Origin of the sequence: Arthrobacter sp. PsM3, assembly GCF_030433895.1 — a bacterium.
In the GTDB taxonomy this organism is placed as follows: Bacteria; Actinomycetota; Actinomycetes; order Actinomycetales; family Micrococcaceae; genus Arthrobacter.
The window spans coordinates 1-21,339 of sequence record NZ_JARUXE010000036.1 but is presented as its reverse complement, the minus strand read 5'-3'; the positions used below and the strand labels follow the sequence as shown (position 1 = coordinate 21,339).

Sequence of the window (21,339 nt, the reverse complement as noted above, 5' to 3'; positions counted from 1 at the left end):
CCAGATTGTTTCCGAGGCGAACGAAGGAGGACTCAATGGGGCCGGAACCATCGGAAGCTGTTCCTCGTCCTGGACTCCCCCGTACCGCCATCGTCCTGCTCACCCTGGCTTGCGCGACTGTTATCGCTTTCGGGCTTGCCGCGATGCGGGGAATTGTCGCCCCCGTGTTCTTAGCCTTCGTGCTCACACTCTGCGTGCATCCCCTGCGGCGCTGGTTGCAAGGGCGTGGCGTTCCACGGGGAATCGCCACAGGCTCCACTATCGCGGCGGTCTTCGCCCTCCTGGCGGGATTCGGTGCGGTGTTGGTAGCCTCGCTTGCCCAGTTCTCCGCATTGCTGCCGCAGTATGCCCCCCAAATGGCCGAATTGGGAGCATCCATCGCCCGGCTGCTGGAGTCTGTGGGATTCGGCCCCGAGCAGGCACAAGCAGCTCTGGAGGCGTTTACGCCCGGCGCCATAATCGGGTTCCTCGGAGGCCTCCTGGGCAGTATCACAAGCCTGGTGGGTGGCCTCGTGGTCATTTTGACCATGCTCATCCTTATGGCGGTCGACGGATCGCGCGTCCCTGCTTTACTGACCCATTTGCAGTTACACCGGCCGGCCGTCGTCGCCGCATTTACGGGCTTTGGGGCCGGCGTTCGACGGTACATGATTGCCACCACCGTCCTTGGAGTGGCCCAGGGTCTCCTCAACTGGCTTGTTTTGGTCATCCTGCAGGTTCCGGGCGCGCTGCTCTGGGGTTTGCTCTCATTCATTTGCAGCTACATCCCCAACATCGGCTATTTCATCGCGATCGTACCGCCGCTGTTTTTTGGATTCCTCAGCGGCGGATGGCCGACTCTCTTCGCTGTCTTCGTCATCTACGGTGGGATCAACGGCGTCGTCCAGTCCATCATCCAGCCAAAATACGTGGGCAACGCGGTGGCCCTCAGCGAGACGTTGACCTTCGTGTCCGTGCTGTTGTGGGCCGTCATCCTGGGTCCCGTGGGCGCCATCCTTGCCGTGCCGCTGACACTCCTTTTCCGCACGATCCTCCTCGACTCAGACCCGTCCATTTCGTGGTGGCGGCCTTTGACCGGAGACACGAAGGACCTTGAGGCCCTCCTCAAGCAGGAAGACGACGCCATCCGCGCCCGCCGGACTAGACGGGGCCCGGCCAGTCGCGGCCAAGACAGCCCACCGGCGGCATGACATGCCGTCGCACCATTCCCCAGGCCAGGTGATTTCCGCGTGCTGAGCCTCCTCGCGAGTCTGGTGCTGTTCGCCCTCGCGGGAGCGATCAGCACCGTGCCCGTGAGCATCACCATCATGATCCTGCTTTCCCCCGCTCCCCGCCGCGGAGCCCTGCCCTTCCTGATTGGCAGCGTGGCCGGATCCATCGTGGTTGTCGGCTTGTCAGCTGTCGGGCTGCAGTTCCTGCCACGCAGGCCGAAACTGGGCCAGGACGAGGCCCTGGCTTGGCTTGTCCTGTTGATTGGGGCCCTTCTTATCGGCAATGCCGTTTACCTTTTTGCGCACAAAACCCAGGCGGACAGCGCTGTTGTTGGCAAACTCAAAACGAGGTTTCAGTCCGCACGGACCTGGGAATTCGTGGTCCTGGGTCTTGGCCTGAATCTGCGCCCCAAAGCCATCCTGCTCGCGGTAGCCGCCGGTGCACTGATCGGCGGCCGGGAACCGCCGCCGCTCCAAGAGATCTTATTGGTCCTTGCCTACGCCGTCGTTGCCCAATCTGCAGTCGTCGTGCCGATCGCCATCTGGCTGCACTCCCCGGAGCGGGCCGAAGGGCCGCTGGCCGCCCTCTACACGTGGATGCAGAGCAACGGTCGCAAGATAGCGGCGATCGCCTCCCTGACTATCGGCGTGTTCATCATTGTGTACACCATTTCCCAGCGCTGATCGGGACGCCCTGGTGCGTTCAGATTTTGATCTTTTCGTACTCGTCCGGGCTGATCGTTCCAGCGTCCAGAAGAGCGTTGGCTTTCGAAATCTCCTCGGTGGGGCTCACAGAGGCGACCTGGCGGATGTACGCCTCGGATGCCTCCTGGTACTGGCGGGCCCGTTCCATGGTCCGTTCGGTCATACCCTTGCCGCGGGCAATCAAGTACACCAGCACACTCAAGAAGGGTAAGAAGGCCAGGAGTACGAGCCAGACGGCTTTCAACCAGCCATTCAGCTCTTGGTCACGAAATATGTCACCTATCACGACGAATAGCGCGTACAGGAAAGCGATGAATGCGTACACGCAAAGAAACCACCAGAATATATTCCAAAAGTTCTCCCAGAAACTCATTTAGCTTCCCTACTTTCAGTTGAGGCGGCTTGGTACGGCTCGGCAGCCAACGGGTGTCGGAATGCTCACCGCGTGCCAGGGTCACCCGCCTGCCGGCCTGAGCACTGGCCCTGTATAAACATTTTCTGCCCGGAATCCTGATGAATTCCTCATCCGCTGGGGGTGAACCCCGGACGGAACCGGCCATCGGCCACAGCTCAACCTAGTACCGTACTTTCCCCGGCACCGGAGGGCTTGGGATCCGGAAGCCTTATCATGAGGAAGGACGTGAAGAGCCCCGCGAGGCCGGCCAGTATCGGAACCACCAGCGCGATCTGAAGGGCCAGTGGCCGCGCATCCGTGTTGATGCGGATAATCTCGTTGCGGACTTCCTCCGTCTGGCCAGCGAGGAGTTCCTCAAGCTGCGCATCGCTCATGACCTGTGCATCCTGTTCCAGGCTCCGCGACACCTGCTGCTGCTGGTCGGGCGCCAGAACCGTACTCGACGTCGCCATGCCAATGAAGATGGACGAGAGCGATGCCAGCATGATGCCGCCTGCAAACGCGAGGCCAAGTGATAGACCGAATGACCCTGACGCCGAATTGACGCTGGCGGCCTCACTAACCCGCTCGTCCGAGATCGGGGACAGCGTGTAGTTGTTGAGCTGCGACACCAACAGACCCAGACCACATCCGGCGATGACCAGCGGGAGAAGGAGCCACCACCCGGACTCCGCACGCGGAACGATCGGTATCAGCACCACCAAGCCCACGATCAGGAGCAGAAAGCCCCACCGGATGAGGCTGGCCGGGCGGCGCGCCCCAGCCCTTTTCCCGGCGAGCATAGCCACCGCGAACATGGTCAGCGAGAGCGGCGCAATCGAGAGCCCTGCCTGCATGGCGTTGTAGCCGAGCACCATCTGAAGATAGATGGGCAACACGATCATGGTGCCGCCGAGAGCCACCTGCTGAAGCATTTGTCCCGTGGCGCCAAAGCGGAAGGCTTTCGATTGGAACAGGTCAGGGTCCAGCAGTGCGGCCTTGTCGTGGCGTTTGCGCCTCACCAGCCAATAGATCAGGCCGCCGAGGCCGACCCCACCCACGGCCAGGAGCGCAGCCACAGATTCGCCGCCCTCCTGCCAGACCAGGATGCCAAGCACGATTCCGCCCATACCCACGATGGACAGGACCGACCCGACGATGTCCAACGATCGGGTCCCCACAAACGGCACGTCCTGAACGAGCTTAATGCCGGACAGAACAACCGCGATGATGACGGTCTCCAGCATGAAGGCAACGCGCCAGGACAGGAAGGTGGTGATGAACCCTCCGAGCAAAGGCCCAACCGCCGCGGCGATCGCAGCTGAGGCACCGACCAGGGCATAGACCCTTTTCTGTGCCGCGCCCTCGAAATTCCCATGGATGAGGGACTGCATGGCGGGTAGCAGCAGCGAGGCGCCCAGCCCTCCGACCACGGCCCAGAAGATGATGATCGGGAGCAGGCTCTGAGCCAGCGTCATCGCCACCGCGCCAACGGCATAACAGACCAGCCCGATCACGTAGGCGCGCTTGCGGCCGATCAGATCGCCGATTTTTCCGCCGATCAGGATGAAAGCGGCGGACACCAGCGCTTCAAGCGCTATCGCTGACTGGAGGCCGCTGACGGTGGAGTTGATGTCCTTGACCACGGCCGAGATCGAAACGTTCATGATGGACGTGTCCACAACAAGCACGAACATCGCCATGGCGAGCAGCAGCGCGAGTCTGCCGTTGAACGGCTCGGCCTGGGTGTTGCCGGCGTCTGGCGAGGTCATCTGCGGTCGTCTCCCCGACTTGTCGGATGTGCTGCTCCCCCAACGCTAGCCACGGGGACCAGTGGGCAAATCATTCCCGGCGGGTGAGCTTGGAGTCACGCGGTTAACCGTCCTGGTCGCCGCGCTCCGTCTGCACCGCAGCCTGTTCGGCCTCCACCGCGGCCTGTTCCGCTTCCACCGCCCGGAAGACGTTACCGTGGATCTTGTTCTCGCCGATGCGCTCGATCACGCCGCCCCTTGCAAGGATGGCCCGGACCGCCGGCTTGAGCCGGGCGAGACGCAGGGTGACGTCCGACTCGCGGGCGAGGTCCACGACGTCTGCCAATTTGGCTGCACCTTGGGAGTCGACGAAATTGATCCCGCCGCAGTCGAGAACAATGCCTGTGAGGCCCGGGGTTGAGTGGATGGTCTCACGCAGGCGATCCTCCAGTGCGTCGGAGGTGGCGAAGAAGAGGCCTCCGTCGAACCGGATGACCGCAATGCCCGGAATCACCTCGTCACCGGGGTGCTCATCAGCCTCGCGGAAGACCTGCGTACCGCGTTCACGTCCCAGGGACGGCATCTCGGGATGGGTGGCCACGCCGACAAGCCAAATCAGCGAGAGCCCGATCCCGATAATAACGCCCGCCAGCACACCGAAGATGAGCGTGCCGGTAATGGCCGCGACGGCGATCCAGAAATCAAACTTTTGCACCCGGGCCAGCCGCCGCATCTCAGGCACGTTCATCATGCCCATCACCACGGCTTCGATGATCAGCGCCGCAAGCACCGGCTTGGGCAGGATCGAGAAAAGCGGCGCCAGTAAGAGCAGCGTGAGCAGAACGGTGACACCCGAGGTGAGGGAGGCCACGCCGGTTTTTGCCCCGGAGTGGTCGTTCAGGGAGCTCGCTGACAGGCTCGTCGAGACGGGCATCCCCTTGAAGATTCCAGCGGCCATGTTGGCGAACGACTGCGCGATGGACTCCTGGTTGATGTCAATCTGGTAGCGGTGCTTCGCAGCGAACGCCCGTGCGTCCCCCGCTGTCTGGGAAAAACCAATCAGGACCAGCGCCACCGCCGCGACGGCGACAGTTCCCACGTGGTCCCACATCAGCTGGCCGTCCGGGATTTGCGGCGACGGCAACCCGCTGGGCACGTCTCCCACCAGGGCCACTCCCTTGTCCCCGAGATCGAACACCGCCGCCGCCAGCAGTCCACCCACCACGAGGACCAGGGCACCGGGGATTCTGGGTGCGATCGCCTTCAGCCCGAAGACGACGGCCAGCGAGACGACACCCACCACCACGGTGGTCTGCTGCGCCTCGCCCCAGGTCCCCAGCCACGATCGCAGTTCCTGGATCGGGTTGGAGCCGGTAACCTCCGTGCCGGTGAGCTTCGGGAGTTCCCCAATCACGACGTCGATCGCCGCGCCGAAGAGGAAGCCGGTGACGACGGCCCGCGAGAGGAACTGCGCAATCCAGCCCATCTTCAGGACCGCAAGAAGCAGGAACAGGATGCCTGAGGCCAGAGTGATCCCCGCAACGAACGATGCGACGTCCTGCTCGCTGGTGATGCCGGCCGCGAGCACCGCGCTCGCAGCCACCGCCGCCAGGCCGGAGCTGGGCCCCGTCGAGATCTGCCGGCAGGAGCCGAAGATTCCGTACACAATCGCGCCGGCCGCCGCCGCATAGAGGCCGTTCTGCAGTGGGATCCCCGCGATACCGGCATACCCCAGATTCTTGGGAACGATCAGGGCAGCGACGGTCACCCCTGCAATCAGATCGCCCCTCAGCCAGGCGCGGTCATAGGACCGGAGCTGGCCGGCAATGGGCACCCCGGTCGGGCGGCCTCGCTGCAATTTCTTCATGCCTCGTCCTACTCGTCGGTTCCCTATCGGAACTCCGTGGCGGTCCGGTCCGGTCCGGGTGCTGGGGCGTGGCCGCCGGCGTCCGTCCAATGGAAGGGCGGGCGCGTCGGCTGGTTCGCGTCCGGCTGGTCGGCGTCGACCGCGGCGAGGTTGCGGATCAGGACGATCAGCCAGGCAAAGACGAGCGACGCGGCGATGAGTTCGACAGCGGTGAGGTTGTAGTAGCCGACCGGGAAGTACATCACGACGGCGAAGACGATGACCGCCAGGAACATCAGCCCCAGTACGTTGAATGTCGCCGGGATGGAGGGAACCAGCGACCGCATGCGGACAATAAGGGTCCCGAATACCACCACCATGCCGGACGCTGCTGCGGTGTGGAGCCAGAATTGCTCATCGACGGGGAACAATCCCACGCAGGCGAGGAGAACTCCGATCAGGATGATGCCGACTTCGAGCTGTCGCACCCGACGGCGCGTTAACGCGGTTTTTGCCGTCGATTCGAGAGCCCTGGTGGAGTATCCGGCCAGGGTCGTGACCACGACGCCGGCGATGATCAGTGTGACGTTGAACGCCACCCCGGAGACGTCGGAGCTCATGCCGAGGGCACTGAGGTTTTCCTGCCACCACTGAGGGTTCTCCGCAGTGAGCATACTCGTCAGCACACCCGTGACGAGGAAGACTGCCAGGAGCGCGGCGAGGCGATAGGCGTTCATGGAGATTGCCGAGAGGTACGCGCTGTAGGCACTGATGGCTCCCGTGATCGCGACAATGATCGCCCCTGCCAGCGGGTACAGGACTGCGCCGACGAAGGCCTGCTGGAAGAGCGAGAACAGCGCCAGCCAGCCAAGCAGGAGGATGCAGGCGTGCGCCAGCGCGAGGGCGGCGATGTCGATGACATCGCGGGTTCGGCCGTCCCCGGAGGCTCGTGGGGATTCAGGACCGCTGCGCTGCAGGCACCCGATCACCACGGCTCCGGCACCAAGAACAGCCGTCCCGAGCGCGGCGATGTCGCCTACCGAACCGCGTCCGGAGAGTGGAACCGGTTGTCGCCCCACGAGCAGAAGCGCCAGGACGCCAAGGATGAGGAATCCTGCGCTGCCGATGACGAGCGCCCGGGATTCGGAGGTGACTGCAGCGTGTTTGTTCTGGGCTGACATCGTTCACTCGCCTGGCCTGGGGCACAAAAAGTCATGGAGGGCCGCCGACGCCGACACTTCGTCCTGCCTGGACAAATGGCGGCGGGGATTGGTGCACTCCTGGGTATCCCAACGCTACGACTGCCCCGGACGGGTGCCGTCACCCGGAAAGGATGAAACTCTTCGGCCGTCTGCGCCTCGTGGGCCGGCCGCAGATATCTCCCCCGATACTTGCACCCAAGGTGTTGAATAGTAGTAGACGTTGCGCGACTAAAACGCCGCACGGGCTGGCCGTACTTTGCTTGCCGGAGCTGTAGCCCGGCGCGGGACGGGGCCGGCGACGCTTGAGAGCCCTCTGAGACCGGGGTTCTCTCCCCCAGCCGTCGTCGGCCCCTTTGGCCGTCCGTCGGCTGATTCAGCCGGCCGGGGAAAGCACGGCCGCCTGAACCGCCTCACGCATGGTCGTTGCCGGCCGGCCGATCAGCGTGCTGAGGTCACCGCTGGTCACGAGCAGTTCGCCGCGTGCGATGCCGAGATCGCTGTCCGCCAGGATGGCCGCATAGCCCTCCGGCAGGCCGGCACCCACCAGGACCTCAGCATACTGTGTCCTGGTACTTCACCGGCTTGTCGGTGGCGGCGGTGACTTCCTCGGCCAGCTCGCTGAGGCTGAACGGCACGTCTCCCCCGAGCTCGTGAACCCTCCCGGCCTGGTCATCCCGGAGCAGCACAGCTGCCGCAGCCAGGGCATAGTCCGCGCGGGTGGCGGCACTGACCCGGCCGTCACCGGCGCTGCCGAGCACCGCGCCGTGCTGGAGGTAGCTGCCCAGCTGGTCAGTGTAGTTTTCCAGGTACCAGCTGTTGCGGAGCAGCGTGTACGGCAGTCGGGACTCTTCCAGGGCCACTTCGATGGCCTCGTGCTCAGCGGCCAGCTCCATGTCCGTGCTGCCGGCGTGGGCGATGCTGGTGTAGGCGATTAGCCGAACGCCGGCGTCCTTGGCGGCCTCGATGGCATTCCGGTGCTGTGCAAGCCGCCGGCCGACCTCGCTGCCGCAGATCAGAAGCACCTTGTCAGCGCCGGCAAAGGCCTGGCGCAGGGAATCCGGGTCGTTGTAGTCGACAGGCCGGACCTGGACGCCCCGGCCGGCAAGGTCGCCGATCCTGGCCAGATCCCGGCCGTCGGCAACAATCTGAGCGGCGGTACATTGTGCTCAAGGAGCGCTTCGACAACAAGGCGGCCGAGCTGGCCGGTGGCGCCGGTGATAACGATGGTCATGGTGGTCCTTTCCAGAGGGTTGGTTGACACCCATGCCAAATTCGCCGCCGCATGAATACGTTCAGCAGAGAGTACGCGGACGGGTCCTTGAGGTGATCCCGGCGCCGGGGCACCATCCCTCCGCCGTCGCCATCTACGACGAGGCGACCGGTGTCCTGCTGACCGGCGACACGGTGTACCCGGGCCGGCTCTATGTGCAGGACTTTCCGGCCTTTCAGGCGTCGCTCAACACGCTTTGCGACTATGCCGCGGCGCATCCGGTCAGGGCTGTCCTTGGTGCGCACATCGAAATGTCCGTCAGGCCGTTCCGGGACTTCCCGCTGGGCTCGACCCGGCATCCTGACGAGGCTCCCCTTCCCATGGGTGTTGGGGATCTGCAGGCAGTCAGGGCCGCGGCCGCCCGGACTGCCGGCCGCCGCGGGGCGCACCGGTCCGCCAGGTTCATCATCTGGAACGGTCCATGCCGGCGGGAGGCCGCAGCCCAGTCCGCACGGCTTCTCCTATCCCGGGCAATGGGCCGATAGCGGTCGCCAAGAGGTTTGGGGTCACGGCAGCGGGGTTGTGGACAGGGACGCCCGGTGGAAGTCCGTGCGCCACACATCGGTGACGTGTCCGTTGCCGTCGGTGACGAGGTATTCCGGCCAGCGGTCAAAGGCGGAGCACGGGTGCGAAATCCCGAAGTCGACCACATCCGTGACGCCAACCCTGCTCACTCCGGTGAGGACTGTGTGATGGTCGAAAAGGTTGCGTACAACGGCGGTTGCACCCGTTTGCGGGGCGCCCTCCGCGGTGTGGGCCGACAGGAAGACCGGCAGTCCGGCGTCGTACGGCAGGTCCCGCTTGCCGGCCCCGACGACGGCCATTCCCGCCTCGGGGGCGGACAGGACGACGGCCCGGACCGACAGCGCCGGAACCAGTCCCGGAACCGGACTGACCCCGGCGTAGGTGCCGTGATCGTGGGTGACATAGCAGCCCGACCGGAGAAGCCTTCTGGTGCCGGGCACCTGGCTGTCATCGGGCAGGTGCTCCACGACGCGGTCCGGAAATGCCGACCCGCCCATGGAGTAGATGGGTGTGGCGGTCTCAAAGTACTTTGCGGCCGCAAGATACACGTCCCGAACCAGTCTGCAGTGCCGGTCGACGGCCTCGATCGTGGACTCCGCCCGGCTGTTGGGAACAACCCCCTCGTACCCCGCAACACCGGCGAGCCGCAGCCCGGGCGTGCCGTGGACCAGCTCAGCGAGGCGAAGTCCCTCGTGGAGATCTCTGATTCCGGTGCGGCCGCCCGGGGTTCCGACGTCGATCAGCACCTTGAGGGAGACGGCCGCCCCGGCAAAAACCCGGGCCGCCGCCTCAACGCCGGCGGCCGAATCGACGAAACAATGGATTTCCCGCCCGGAGTCTTCCCCCAGCCAGGTGCGCAGGCGCAGAAGGCCGTACCGGTCGACGATCTCATTGGCGACGAGAACACGCTGATGTCCCCACTTCAGTGCTGACGCGACCTGGTCCACGGTGGCGACGGTGACCCCGACGGCGCCGGACGCCACCTGCCGCTCGATGATCGGTGCCGACATCGTTGTCTTGACATGGGGGGCCAGCTCCATGCCCCGTTGCCGGCACCACGCTGCCATCACACGGATGTTGTTTTCCAGGGCATCGATGTTGAGCCGCAATTGCGGAAATGCCGGGGCGGTAACCATCGTGGCAGGGACATCCCGGTCGGCTTCGCTCTGACGCTGGGTCGGGCTGCTCACGAGGCTCCTTTTAGTCATGGGACAAGTCCCCGCGCTCTCCGGAGGCGTCAGCGGGAATCCGGCAAGGGCGGTGCGTCGATTGTGTCATGGCGTCTTCCCGGTCCCGAACTGCCGGGCATTTCTCATGGCACCCCCACCACGGCCCGCCCGGGAGGATAATGGCTCGAAGAACCACAGCCCAGCACGGACGGGAGGGGGTCCGCATGCTCGCGCCAGCGCGCATCACCGTTGAGGTGCCCGTCCTTAGCATTGGCTCCGGGCCCTCCGACTATGAGGAACTGGGCAGCCATGTCAAAGCACTCCGCAGGCAAAAGGGGCTCCATCTGACCCTGCTGCACATCGGCATCCTCGCGGACTTCGCCCAGGATATCGCGGAATGGACCAAGGGCATCACAACGGCGGAGGACGCAGCAAGCACGGCGGTTTCCTGGCTGGGGGGACTGCCGGTGCTGGGAAGCTTCTCCGCCAGGTCCGAGAGGCTGGTCCTGCTCGGCGGAGGGCGCGTGAGCGGCCTGGAGGTTGAGGTGCCCCAACATGTCCGGGACTTTCAGGTCTCCCTCGTGAAGGCGCTGCACGAACTGTTGAGCGGTCTGCTGGTGGACAACATCGATGACTTCATCCTCAGCTCACGGGCACTTGGCTTCAGGTATCCCCACTGGACACCCCACATTGCCGTGGGACGCCCCAAGACGAGGGACCCCGGACCTTGGAAGATTGAGCCGTTGGCGCTCGAATTCGGCGAATCACGGATCAGGAACCGCCAGTTCCTCCCGGACCTCGATGCCGGGACGGACGGCGGGACCGCGGTTGCCGGGCACCCCGGAAACGTGGAGGACTGATGACCATTCGGAGCGCAGGCATACTGCTCTACCGGCGCGGCCCCGGATCGGAAATGGAGGTGTGGATAGCCCATATGGGCGGCCCATTCTGGTCCCACAAGGACCACCGCGCCTGGTCGATTCCCAAAGGCGAGTACCACCCGGACGAGGACCCGCTGGCCGCCGCTCTCCGCGAGTTCGCCGAAGAAATGGGAACTGCGGCACCGCCCGCAGAGTACGTCCGGCTGGGCGACTTCCGGCAACCCTCCGGCAAGATCATCACGGTCTACACGGCCGAGTCCGACTTTGCCCCCGAAATAATCGTGAGCAACACCTTCGCACTGGAATGGCCGAAGGGCTCCGGCGTTGTCCGTAGCTACCCCGAGATTGACGATGCCAAATGGACCGGTGTGCCTGAAGCCCGCACCAAGCTGGTCGGCGGCCAACTGCCCATCCTTGATGGGCTTATCCAGCATCTGGGAAGCCGCGGCACCTGACAGACCCGGCCCCGGTCACTCTTCTACTTTCACAACCCATTGCTGGCCCGGCAGCAGACTGCCATTCTTGGGTAATCCGCACTCCCGGAAGCGAGCGAAAGGCAAAGATGATGCCGCGCAGACTGAGAAGTTCAGCGAACCCGGCGCCTGACGATCCCACAGCACGCAGAGACACTCCACGCACAGAAAGGAGTCCCTCCATGAATGCGGTCGAACCGACCGGACGGCGTGAACCGACTGCCCGCCAACGCGCCGAGAGCCTCAAGGAGCGCGTCTATATCAGCTTCACCAGCCTGGCCGTAGTGCTGGCCCTCAGCAGCCACGCCGACGAGACGACGCCCGGCGCCGCGGCGGCAACGCTCAGCATCGTGGTGGTCGGTTCCCTGCTCGGGATCTTCGTCGCCGACCTGCTGAGCCACCTGACAGTCCACGCCGAACTCCCCAGCGGCCAAGAACTCCACCACATGATCGCCGTCAGCACCGAGGCCCTCAGCGTCCTGGTGACTCCGCTCCTCCTCCTCACGGCGGCCGGCCTGGGACTCTGGTCAACGGCTGTGGCACTGCAGTGGGCAACCGTCATCCTTGTGGTGACACTCCTCGTCGTCGGCTACCTCGCGATCCGGCGGCTCGACCTGCCGTTCCGCCACAAAGCCCTCATCATGTTCGCCGAAGTAGTGTTGAGCCTGGTAGTCATCGCGCTCGAACTGCTGGCGCACAACCTCTGACCGATGACCAGATACGTGATCGGCCCGGATGTGGCCCTGCGGCTCGCCCGGGACCGGGCCTGTATAGCGGGCACGCACCAGTTGGTGGCCCCAACGCTGTTTCGCTCGCACGTGCTCTCGCTTCTCTACCAGGCGGTCCGGCGCGGGGAGCTGGCCCGGAGCGAGGCGGAAAGCCGACTTGATTACCTCCAGGGCCTCCGGATCAGGCTCCTCGGAGACCGGGTGCTGCAGCGCGCTGCGTGGAAGCTCGCGGACCAGTTGGGATGGGATGAGACCTTCGACGCCGAGTACGTCGCGCTGACCCAAGTCCAGGCGGACGCCTTCGTGACACTCGACGCCGGACTCGCCCGGGCCGTGGCAGGTCTGGTCAGGCTTGCGGCGCCCGACGAACTGCTGGCACCGGGGCAGTGGAATCCGACTTAGCCCGCTGGTCCAGACCTCCCGGGGTCAACCAAGGGGATCAACCGGCGCCTTCACTAGTTGGAAGGTAGCGGCCCGACACCCACCCACCACAAGGAGAGTGCTTGCTGATTGTGCTCACCGGAATTGACGGCTCAGGAAAAACGACGGCGGCCGAGGCCATCGTCGAAGCCGCGGGCCAGGCGGGGAGCAGCGCCCTGCTCCTCGGAAACTATGCTGATCGCCAAAGGGCTCGCGCTGCGCGAGATGCACGGACTTCCCAGAGGACGCTTCCTTCCGTTCCTCATCCGCACCCTCCCACAGCCCGACCACATCATCCACCTGTACGTTGAACCCCGCGAGGCCCACGCGCGGGTCCTCGCGCGAGGCACCGAGGCAGAGCGCCTCGAGGACTTGGAGTCCTTGCGCGACGCCTACCAGTCACTTCCCGAATTCCCCTGTTTCACCAGCATCCCTGCCGACGGACCGCCGTCCGAAGTGCTCGCCCGGGTTCAAACGGCCATCTCAGGTGCCGGCGGCTGACCGGAGGGCGACACTCCCCCACCGGCTATGGCGCCGGGGATCCCTCCCGGCCAATTCGCACAGCATTTTCACAGGCAGGCGCTATTGCGGATTCATCCGGATCCACAAGACGCGTTCCTGCAGGCCGGCATCCCCGCCGGCGGCCTGTTCAGCGGCGCTGTGGAAAAGAAGACCAAGGCCCAGGTGCAGTCCTATGGCGGCGCCGCCGGCAGGAAACTCGATTCCTGCTACCACCAGGCTTACGACACCATCAGCAACACCGACTCGAACCTACCCAAGGAAATGTCCGGAGCCCTCGCCTACGCCACGGCAAGCTACGCACTGGCCGTCGCGGCTGAGCAGCCGACCCGTCCACTGTCCCGGGCCCCCGGACCCCGGGACGAAAAAGCCCGCAGGATCATTTCCGCCAGGCCATGGCCGCACCGGGGCCGAGCAGGTAGAACTGAGTCATGACGACCTCTGCCGTGGTGCTCGGCCCCATGATCCGGGACGTGGATTGGACCTCGGCGAGTATCTGGGTGGAAACCCGGTCGGCTGCCCGGGTCCTGGTCCGCGACAGCAGGGACTGGACCGCCCGCACCTTCACGGTTCACGGCCACCACTGCGCGCTGGCGGAGTTGGACGGACTTGTGCCCGGAACAGTGACGCCCTATGCCCTTGACGTCAACGGAACACGGGTTTGGCCCGACCCGGAGTCCGGGTTCCCGGCGTCGATGATTGCGACGCTAGAGACCGGCAAGCCGCTGCGGATGGCCTCTGGCGGTGACGTGCCTTGGCCGGATCTGGTGGCTTTCCTCGGCGACCAGGTGTACGCCGACCTAACCAGCGAGCAGTTGCAGGAGTTCATCCGCAGCCGGCGGGATATCGAGGCACCGCCGGGCGAGGGAGTTGAGAGACTTCGAGGAGTACGCCCACCCGTACTTCCTGGCCTGGTCAGACACCGCGAACAGGTGGCTGCTGTCCGCCCTGCCAAGCGCCTTGATCTTCGATGGCCACGACATCCGCGACGACTGGAATACCTCGCTCAGCTGGAAGAAAAAATGGAAGCCACCTCGTGGTGGCATGAGCGGATTGTCGCGGGGCTGGCGTCGTACTGGGTCTACCAGCATCTGGGGAACCTGTCATCGCAGGAGCGCGCCGGGGACGCCATCTGGCAGCGGATCACCGCGCACAAGGGTGAGGACAACGAGATCGACGAGGGCGCGGCGCTGGACAATTTCGCAGATCGGGCTGATCAGGACCCGGGATCCTACCGATGGAGCCACTGCCGGGATTTCGGTGACACCCGGCTGATTGTGGTGGACTCCCGCGCTGCCCGCGACCTGACGCCGGACCACCGCGCCCTGGTTGACAAGGCGGAAATGGCGTGGGTCGACACCCGGATGCGCGGCGGATTCCGACACCTGCTCGTGGCGACACCGCTGCCGTTCCTGCTGCCGATGGGCCTGCACTACGTCGAGTCCTGGAATAAGGCGGTGTCCCAGGGCACCCGCTGGTCCGGCGTCAGGGCAAGAATCTGGCCTGCCTGGAGGTGGCGCCGGATGCCCTGAACCTGTGGTGGCAGACCGGCGTGGTGGACAGCGGCGACCCCCTGCATCCCGGGCTGAACGCTGTCTCCTCCGTCACGATCGCTCCGCGGCGAACCGCGCCCGGCGGTGAAAGGTTGGAAATATGACCGGTGGGGAACGTCGGGGCGGGAGGCGCCGCGGCCGGATACCGGACGCGGACACCATGCTGGACACGGGGTTGTTTATTTTCAGTGGCGTGGCCGCCGTGTGGCTGGCGACGATCCTTCTGCAGGAAAGCCTGCAATGGGGCCGGTTGTGGTTCTCGATCGTCTTCTGGGCCGCGCTGGCGTATCTGGTGCTGCCCCGGATCCATTGGATTCTGACCAGGATCTACCTTCCCGGCTACTTCATTGGCCGGGCCCGGACCAGCGACGGACTGCTGGGTGACCCGGTCAACATGGCGCTGCTCGCAACGGAAGATCAGGTACATGCCGCCATGCGCCGGGCCGGCTGGACCCAGGCCGACGACGTCAATCTGGCCAGCAGCCGGCGGATAGTCGCTTCAACCCTCATGCGCGGAAGCTATGATGAGGCGCCGGTCAGCCCGCTTTTCCTCTTTGGCCGCCAGCAGGACTTCGCCTATCAGCAGGAAGTCGACGGGAATCCGGGCAAGCGGCACCACATCCGATTCTGGCACTGCCCGCCAGGGTGGGTGCTGCCGGGTGGCGTCCGTGTCGACTGGCTGGCGGCCGGGACCTATGACCGCGCGGTTGGGTTGTCCCTGTTCACTCTTCAGATCACGCACAAGATCGAGGAGAACACCGACGACGAACGGGACCATGTCCTGGCAACCCTGAAGCGGGCCGTACCCGAAGCCGAAGTGGCCGTCATCCGGGATTTTTCCACCGGTTACCACGCGCGCAACGGCGGAGGTGACACGATTTCAACGGACGGAAACTTGCCGGTCGTTGACCTCACGCACTTTGGCACCGCCCCCGCGGAGACGCACCGCTCGCAGACGGACGGTTCGAACAGGTGCCCTGCCCCGACCCTTTTCGGCGGCGTTCTCCTGTGCCTGCGCGGTATCGCAGCCCTCGCCCTGGCCGTGTCATTGCAGCTGGGCGGCAACCCCGCCGCGGGCGCAGGAACGGACAGCTTGCTGTTACCGGCCGTTGTGACGGTCATTGCGGTCTTTGCTGCGGGCGAGATCGTTTTGGCCTGGCTCGTCCTCCGGGGCGGAAACCGCTCAAGGGTCACGGCCATGCTGCTCAGCGTTGTTGCCATCCTCATACAGGCCGCAGACGTGCTCAACGGCGGCCCACGTGTGGCCCTGGAGACAAACCTCGTGGGCCTCTCCCTGGATATCCTCCTTATCATCGCCCTCTCAAGCCAGCGTTCCCGCACGTTTGCGCGGAGGCACTGCCAGGGAACGGTGGCGCCGTCCGGCGTCGTGGCCGAATCGCGGTGATTCTGCCGGGCCGGCAGCAGTTTGCTGTTGCGCGCTTCGGGCTCGTACCGTGCAAGGTTGGTTCCCCCGGAGACGAGCCGCCTTAGCTCGGCCAGTCCCCCGCGGACTGCGCCGGCGGCACGGGCCCGTATCAGCACGTTGCCGAGGGCGGTGGCTTCGACCGGCCCCGCGATGACAGGTTCGCCGGTGGCGTTGGCAGTGAGCTGGCACAGGAGCCTGTTTTGCGATCCACCGCCCACGATATGCACGACGTAGACGGCCCGGCCGGCGAGCCTTTCGGCGTCACTGATGGTCCGGGCGTAACCGGCTGCGAGGCTGTCAAGGATGCAGTGGACGATCGCGGCGGGCTCGTCCGGGAGGACGGCCCCGGCCCTGCAGGCGGCGGCGCGGATCCGCTCCGGCATGTTGTCCGGTGCGGTGAACGCCGGGTCATCGGCGTTGATCCGCGGTCCGCCCGGGGGCAAGGTTGCAGCCGCTTCCAGCAGTTCTGCGCGTTCCGGGCGGTGGCCCTCGGCCGCCCAGGTGCGCTGACATTCGCTTAGCAGCCAGAGGCCGCCGACGTTGCGCAGGTAACGGATGGTGCCGTCGACGCCACGTTCGTTGGTGAAATTGGCTGCCCTGCTGGCTTCGGTGAGGACGGGGTGCGTGAGTTCGACGCCCACCAGGGACCAAGTGCCGGAGGAGATGTAAGCAAAGTCCCGGGTCTCCGCGGGGACGGCGACAACGGCCGAGGCGGTGTCGTGTGAGCCGACCGCGATCACCGCAGTCTCCCCCCGCAGCCCGGTCCGGGCGGCGATGGCCGGCAGCAGGGTGCCGATGGTTTCGCCGGGCTGGATGAGCGGCGGGACAAGTCCACCGGCAGCTTCAGGGCGGTCAGGAACTCCGTGGTCCATTCCCCCGCGACAGCATCGAACAGCCCGGTGGTGGAGGCGTTGGTGGCCGGGCCGTGAGGAGGAACGCGTTGAGATTCTCGTCGGTCGCCGTCGACGACCTGGCCGGCGGTGAGATGGCCGTCGCGCACCTGCTGTCCGTTGGCCGGCAACGAATCGCTTTCGTGGGCGGACCGGAGAAAATCCGCCAGGAGGCGGCCCGGCCCGATGCGATCTTCGCGGCCAACGATCTGCTCGCGGTCGGTGTCCTGCAGGGCCTGATGCTGATGGGCGGCGTCCGGGTGCCAGAGGAAATAGCGCTGATTGGCTACGACGATATCGAATTCGCGGCCGCAGCCGTGGTCCCGCTGTCCTCCATCCGCCAGCCCAGCGCCCTATTTGGTTCAACCGCCCTGGAGTTATTGCTCCGGGATGCCAGCCAGGAGTCCGGGTTCGTCCCACGCCAGGTAGTTTTTCCTCCTGAACTGGTGGTCCGGGCGTCCACCCAGGCCTGAGGGCGCCGGATGGCATTCCCGACACCGCTGCAGACGCAGCGGTGTCGGGAATGCCTACCGGTACTGGAGGGGCGCCGTGGGGTCAGGCGCGATGGTGTCCGCGGAACCCGGCCGGCCGTCATCAGCCAGGCTTCCGGGTGCCGTCTCCTTTCCCGCAGGCGTTTCCCGGGGAAATCCGCGGGTCGGTTCGGCCCCGCCGGTGCCAGGGCTGCCCGGCGTTGGGGAAGCCGCGGGGGCCGCCGCGATGTCGTCGCAGACCCTGTCCACCTCCTGCCAGAATCTGGCATCAACCCAGTAGCCCGTGTGGCTCAGGATTTGCGGCAGCGGCTGGGCGAACACGAATTTGTCCGTCGGCGGGTCGACAAGGCGTAGGTCCGTCGCTGTGGACGCCGGCCAGTCCACCGTGGCGACCGGTCCACCGATGTAGTCGGTCTCGTAGTAGACGTTGCGCCAGCGGATTGGACCAATGCCTGCGGTGCCCGCCGCGAAGTTCTGTAGGAGCCGGTCGCTGACCAAGGCGGGAAACGCCCAACGGTACAGCTTCGCCAGCGGCGAACCGAGGGTCACCAGGCCGACTGTCTTCTCTTCGTGGCGGGCGGACTGGCGCGCCAGCACGGCGGCGGCCACCATGCTGCCCTGCGAGTGTGCGGTGAGCACCACCCGGCCCTGGTTGTCATGGAGCCGCCAGATCCGGCGTGTCAGTTCGGGCACCGCCCGCTCGGTGTAGGAGGGCGGGGCGAACGGGTGGAACGACCGCGGGAAGAACGTGCCGACGTCGAACGGGGACATCAGGACCTTGCGCCACTTCTCCTGCCGGAACGCGAGCCTGAGCACCACCCCGTACACAATGGGCAAGGATGCACTGATCCACGTGGCCACTCCGATGTTCAGGAACGGCGGGTCCTGACCCAACACGAAGACTTGGGTGGCGAAGAGCGCCGCCCCCAACAGGGCGGACCCGGCGACCGCAATCATCAGGTATGCCGCCAGCGCGGGGGCGTACTCGCCGATCAGCCGCATCCCCGCCACCTTGCGGACCCAGGGACTGGGCTGCATTCCGACGCCTGCCCGTGTGGTTGCGGCCCGGTGCCGGCTGAACGGCGCCGGCTCAAACGCCGACACCGTCCAGGCGTCCCGGCGGTTCCGGGAGGTCCCGTCTGCCTGCGCGGGGGCTTCCCCGGCCGAACCGGCCGGCATTGCCTCCGCCTCGTCGTAGTCGCGGTGGAGTTCGACCACGAGGGTTGCTGCCCGCTGCCTCGACGTGACCGCCAGCCACACCCCCGCGGCCGCCGCGAAAAGTACCAGCACGCCGATGAGACCCAGGGCCAGAATGGACGCGATGGACGCCACCGCCTTCGGCACCCAGAGCACCGGGCCCGCATCGCCTGGAGCTGGACCTGAACCGGGCGCTCCCGGGGGCCCGGGCCCGTATTCGATCGTTCCGAGCCCCTCAGCGACGAGCATCATCAAGGACAGCAGCACAGTGTTGGCCAGGATCAGGGCCACGACATTCAGGACCAGGGGCGCCGCCCACGGGAACACGCTGAGGGAGCCGCGCGCCTTCGCTTTCAGGCGCTTCATCCGCCCGGGCCCGCGTTGCTCGACCGTCAGCGCGTTCCGCCACCGGATGACCCACGCTGCAACCAGCTGAAACACTAAGGGGACCAGCAACCCGAGAGTGAGCGTCCAGCCGGCAGCGACCGAGGCAACGATGCCCGGCAGGACGCCGGCCGGCTGGGCGGCAACCTGCCCGGCGCCGGCATCATTTAGTGCCAGGGGCAGGGCAAGGGCGCCAACGACCGAGGCCAGCAGGGTGCCGATCGCAGCACAGAGCGTTCCTCGCGCGAGCGGCTCGTGTGCCTCGTCCGATGCGAGCATCACGATGACAACGGCGATGACGACGGCTGAGGCCGCGCTGGCCGCGAGGGCCGTCACCTGGGCATCCGTGGCGGTGAGGTCCGTACGCCGGCCGAGTTCGGACACGCACCAGCCCAGCGTCCCCGACGTCACTGCCACACCGGCCGCCAGGTGCAGTTCGGAAAGATGCTGGTGCCACCGCCGCCCCGACCAGAAGTCAGTGCTCCGCAACCCGCCCGCCTGCGCCGCGGCACAGCGGCCATATGGCACGGGCCTGGCCGCCCCCGGTGCCGGCGGTTCAACGCCTTCGTAGCTGGTCCGCGAGCGGGAGGCCATAACGTAGAAGAAAACCGCGACGGCAACCGGGGCGATGATGCCCGCGGCCAGCCGGACGCCGGGACGGTCGTACGGCGCCAGGAAATCCAGCAGCGGGGTGCCCCACAGCCGGGAGCGGCACTGCTGCTGCCCCAGGCATTGGTAGGCGAACGTATCCAGGCTGGGCATCGTGACCATAATCGCGGTACTCAGGGTCAGGGCGAGGGCGGCGAGGCGCGCAAACCACCGGAACACCCTCGTCGTCGGCTCTGCAGTTGCCTCCGCCTCGCCGGACATCACCCGGCGCCGCGCCATCCACCCGGCCATGTTGGCAAGCATCGACGGCAGCAGTGGCGCCCACAGCACCCGAAGCGGGGAGTGGGAAGTCAGTCCGCCCCACGAGTACGCCTCACGGTGGCGGCCTCGGGCGTCGCCCGTCCGATAGAACCCGGCGATGCGGTCGCCTGCGACCCTCGTCGGCCGCAGATCGCCGAGGAGATTCTCCGGTGGTGTGCCGCCCACGCCGTGCACACGAATCTCCGTGAGACCGTCGAGGCTTACAGCGTCCGGAACGAGCCCGGCTGAGTTCTTGATCTCGCTCATCACGCCCCGCAGATGCCGTCAACCGGACTGAACTCGATATTGGACCCTGCGGCCGCGGATTGCAATGGCCGGGCGCGCTGACCTGGCGCGGGGGCCTCCGCTAGTCGGGGCGGTGGCTGTGGTGGTCGGTGCCGCGCATCCGGACGGCCACGAGGAGGCCAGAGAGCGCTGTCAGTCCTGCGACCACTCCGACGGCGGCTGGTATGCCATATGCGTCCGCAATGATTCCGGACAGCAGTGCGCCGACGGCGAATCCGCCGTCGCGCCAGAGCCGGTAGATCCCCACCGAACGTGCCCGCCAGGCCGGGTGGGCGACGTCGCTGATGGCCGCGAGCAGGGTGGGGTAGACCATGGCCGTTCCGAGACCCAGGAATATGGCGGCGGTCAGCCAGATCCCGAAGTCGTGGCCGACGGCTATCATCGCCAGGGCGGCGGCCTGGACCAGCATGCCGCCGACGATCAGCCATTTCCGGCCGTATTTGTCCGACAGTGCCCCGGTGACGAGTTGTGCTGCGCCCCAGACGGCGGGGTAGACGGCGGCGAGGATGCCGATCTTTTCGATCGTCAGTCCGGCGGCGGCGAACAGGACGGGGAAGAGGCCCCAGGCGAGGCCGTCGTTGAGGTTGTTGACCATGCCGGCCTGGCTGACCGAGGACAGGGATTTGTCCCAGAAACTGGTGAGGGCGAAGATTTCCCGGTTGCCCAGTTGTCCGTGGGCGCCGGAATGGGCGGAGACGTGGTTGGCGGCCTCCAGCCGGGCGTGGCCCCGGGTCTCCTTCACGGCGAAGACTGACAGCCCCAGGCCCAGGGCGATGTAGGCAGCGCCGAGCAGGAAGGGTCCGGGCCGCAGCCCGTAGTTGGCGGCGATGTAGCCGGTGGCGAGGGCGGTCGCGGCGACGCCGAGGTACCCGGCGGCCTCATTCAGGCCCATGGCCAGGCCCCGCCTGGAGGGTCCTACGAGGTCCATTTTCATCACCACGGTGGTTGACCAGGTGAGGCCCTGGCTGATGCCCAGGATCACGTTGGCGGCGACGATCCAGCCCCAGCTCGGTCCGATAATCAGCAGCAGTGGAACGGGAAGGGCGATGACCCAGCCGGCGATCAGGACGGGTTTGCGGCCGTAGCGGT

At 66.0% G+C, this 21,339-nt stretch carries 20 protein-coding genes and 2 pseudogenes; 12 read left to right on the top strand and 10 right to left on the bottom strand.

The genetic code is table 11. The features are described from left to right. Window positions 1-35 precede the first annotated feature (35 nt). Together QCD75_RS17300 and QCD75_RS17295 are read left to right on the top strand one after the other, a co-directional pair. Window positions 36-1,190 (top strand): AI-2E family transporter, encoded by a 1,155-nt coding sequence (locus QCD75_RS17300; protein WP_301230628.1) that lies wholly within the window; start codon window positions 36-38, stop codon window positions 1,188-1,190. Window positions 1,191-1,229: 39 nt separating this feature from the next. Continuing rightward, window positions 1,230-1,895, top strand: a complete 666-nt coding sequence (locus QCD75_RS17295) for a GAP family protein (RefSeq protein WP_301230626.1) — start codon at window positions 1,230-1,232, stop codon at window positions 1,893-1,895. Between the two features lie 19 nt (window positions 1,896-1,914). Here QCD75_RS17295 and QCD75_RS17290 read toward each other — a convergent pair whose 3' ends face one another. The 6 genes from QCD75_RS17290 to QCD75_RS17270 form a co-directional block, all read right to left on the bottom strand. Continuing rightward, on the bottom strand, window positions 1,915-2,289 hold the full coding sequence (locus QCD75_RS17290) for a PLDc N-terminal domain-containing protein (protein ID WP_301230624.1): 375 nt from the start codon (window positions 2,287-2,289) through the stop codon (window positions 1,915-1,917). Window positions 2,290-2,486: 197 nt separating this feature from the next. Beyond that, window positions 2,487-4,082, bottom strand: a complete 1,596-nt coding sequence (locus QCD75_RS17285) for an MFS transporter (protein WP_301230623.1) — start codon at window positions 4,080-4,082, stop codon at window positions 2,487-2,489. Window positions 4,083-4,185: 103 nt separating this feature from the next. Then, a complete protein-coding gene (locus QCD75_RS17280; RefSeq protein ID WP_301230621.1) occupies window positions 4,186-5,928 on the bottom strand; it encodes a SulP family inorganic anion transporter in 1,743 nt (580 codons plus the stop codon). A 23-nt stretch (window positions 5,929-5,951) separates the two neighbouring features. Then, complete coding sequence (locus QCD75_RS17275; protein ID WP_301230618.1) at window positions 5,952-7,088, bottom strand: hypothetical protein; 1,137 nt, start codon at window positions 7,086-7,088, stop codon at window positions 5,952-5,954. Window positions 7,089-7,482: 394 nt separating this feature from the next. Continuing rightward, a complete protein-coding gene (locus QCD75_RS22250; RefSeq protein WP_367400669.1) occupies window positions 7,483-7,653 on the bottom strand; it encodes a hypothetical protein in 171 nt (56 codons plus the stop codon). A gap of 7 nt (window positions 7,654-7,660) precedes the next feature. Next, the gene (locus tag QCD75_RS17270) at window positions 7,661-8,224 is read right to left on the bottom strand and encodes an NAD(P)H-binding protein (RefSeq protein WP_367400671.1); all 564 of its coding nucleotides are present in this window, start codon (window positions 8,222-8,224) and stop codon (window positions 7,661-7,663) included. 148 nt (window positions 8,225-8,372) lie between these two features. Between QCD75_RS17270 and QCD75_RS17265 the strand changes: the two genes are divergently transcribed. After that, entirely contained in the window at window positions 8,373-8,864 is a 492-nt protein-coding gene (locus tag QCD75_RS17265) for an MBL fold metallo-hydrolase (RefSeq protein WP_301230616.1), read from the top strand. A 21-nt stretch (window positions 8,865-8,885) separates the two neighbouring features. On the opposite strand, the gene QCD75_RS17260 is transcribed toward QCD75_RS17265, so the two are convergent. Continuing rightward, the gene (locus QCD75_RS17260; protein ID WP_301230614.1) at window positions 8,886-10,094 is read right to left on the bottom strand and encodes an alanine racemase; all 1,209 of its coding nucleotides are present in this window, start codon (window positions 10,092-10,094) and stop codon (window positions 8,886-8,888) included. 203 nt (window positions 10,095-10,297) lie between these two features. Here QCD75_RS17260 and QCD75_RS17255 point away from each other — a divergent pair, with 203 nt between their 5' ends. The 8 genes from QCD75_RS17255 to QCD75_RS17220 all read left to right on the top strand — a co-directional run bounded on the left by QCD75_RS17255 (window position 10,298) and on the right by QCD75_RS17220 (window position 16,052). Next, a complete protein-coding gene (locus tag QCD75_RS17255) occupies window positions 10,298-10,933 on the top strand; it encodes a hypothetical protein (RefSeq protein WP_301230612.1) in 636 nt (211 codons plus the stop codon). Beyond that, window positions 10,933-11,409, top strand: coding sequence for an NUDIX domain-containing protein (locus QCD75_RS17250; protein ID WP_301230611.1), 477 nt, complete (start codon window positions 10,933-10,935; stop codon window positions 11,407-11,409). The genes QCD75_RS17255 and QCD75_RS17250 overlap by 1 nt, the downstream gene beginning before the upstream one ends. Before the next feature lie 200 nt (window positions 11,410-11,609). Continuing rightward, window positions 11,610-12,134 (top strand): hypothetical protein, encoded by a 525-nt coding sequence (locus tag QCD75_RS17245; protein WP_301230609.1) that lies wholly within the window; start codon window positions 11,610-11,612, stop codon window positions 12,132-12,134. A gap of 3 nt (window positions 12,135-12,137) precedes the next feature. After that, window positions 12,138-12,557, top strand: a complete 420-nt coding sequence (locus QCD75_RS17240) for a type II toxin-antitoxin system VapC family toxin (protein ID WP_301230607.1) — start codon at window positions 12,138-12,140, stop codon at window positions 12,555-12,557. Window positions 12,558-12,767: 210 nt separating this feature from the next. Further along, window positions 12,768-13,076, top strand: a complete 309-nt coding sequence (locus QCD75_RS17235) for a hypothetical protein (protein ID WP_367400668.1) — start codon at window positions 12,768-12,770, stop codon at window positions 13,074-13,076. An 84-nt stretch (window positions 13,077-13,160) separates the two neighbouring features. Continuing rightward, a complete protein-coding gene (locus QCD75_RS17230; protein ID WP_301230605.1) occupies window positions 13,161-13,529 on the top strand; it encodes a hypothetical protein in 369 nt (122 codons plus the stop codon). Continuing rightward, window positions 13,526-14,626: a DUF7800 domain-containing protein gene (locus tag QCD75_RS17225; RefSeq protein ID WP_301230604.1), complete on the top strand. Its 1,101-nt coding sequence runs from the start codon at window positions 13,526-13,528 to the stop codon at window positions 14,624-14,626. The genes QCD75_RS17230 and QCD75_RS17225 overlap by 4 nt, the downstream gene beginning before the upstream one ends. Window positions 14,627-14,747: 121 nt before the next feature. After that, complete coding sequence (locus tag QCD75_RS17220; protein WP_301230602.1) at window positions 14,748-16,052, top strand: LssY C-terminal domain-containing protein; 1,305 nt, start codon at window positions 14,748-14,750, stop codon at window positions 16,050-16,052. 38 nt (window positions 16,053-16,090) lie between these two features. Here the strand turns inward: QCD75_RS17220 and QCD75_RS17215 are convergent. Next, window positions 16,091-16,992, bottom strand: a pseudogene (locus QCD75_RS17215) (rhamnulokinase); the annotation flags it as partial. A gap of 27 nt (window positions 16,993-17,019) precedes the next feature. On the opposite strand from QCD75_RS17215, the pseudogene QCD75_RS17210 reads away from it, so the two are divergent. Beyond that, a pseudogene (locus QCD75_RS17210) lies at window positions 17,020-17,436 on the top strand (substrate-binding domain-containing protein); the annotation flags it as partial. 54 nt (window positions 17,437-17,490) lie between these two features. On the opposite strand, the gene QCD75_RS17205 reads toward QCD75_RS17210, so the two are convergent. Both QCD75_RS17205 and QCD75_RS17200 read right to left on the bottom strand, forming a co-directional pair. After that, window positions 17,491-20,211: a hypothetical protein gene (locus tag QCD75_RS17205; protein WP_301230600.1), complete on the bottom strand. Its 2,721-nt coding sequence runs from the start codon at window positions 20,209-20,211 to the stop codon at window positions 17,491-17,493. A 100-nt stretch (window positions 20,212-20,311) separates the two neighbouring features. Then, the coding region (locus QCD75_RS17200; RefSeq protein ID WP_301230599.1) for an MFS transporter at window positions 20,312-21,339 on the bottom strand (1,028 nt) is incomplete at its 5' end.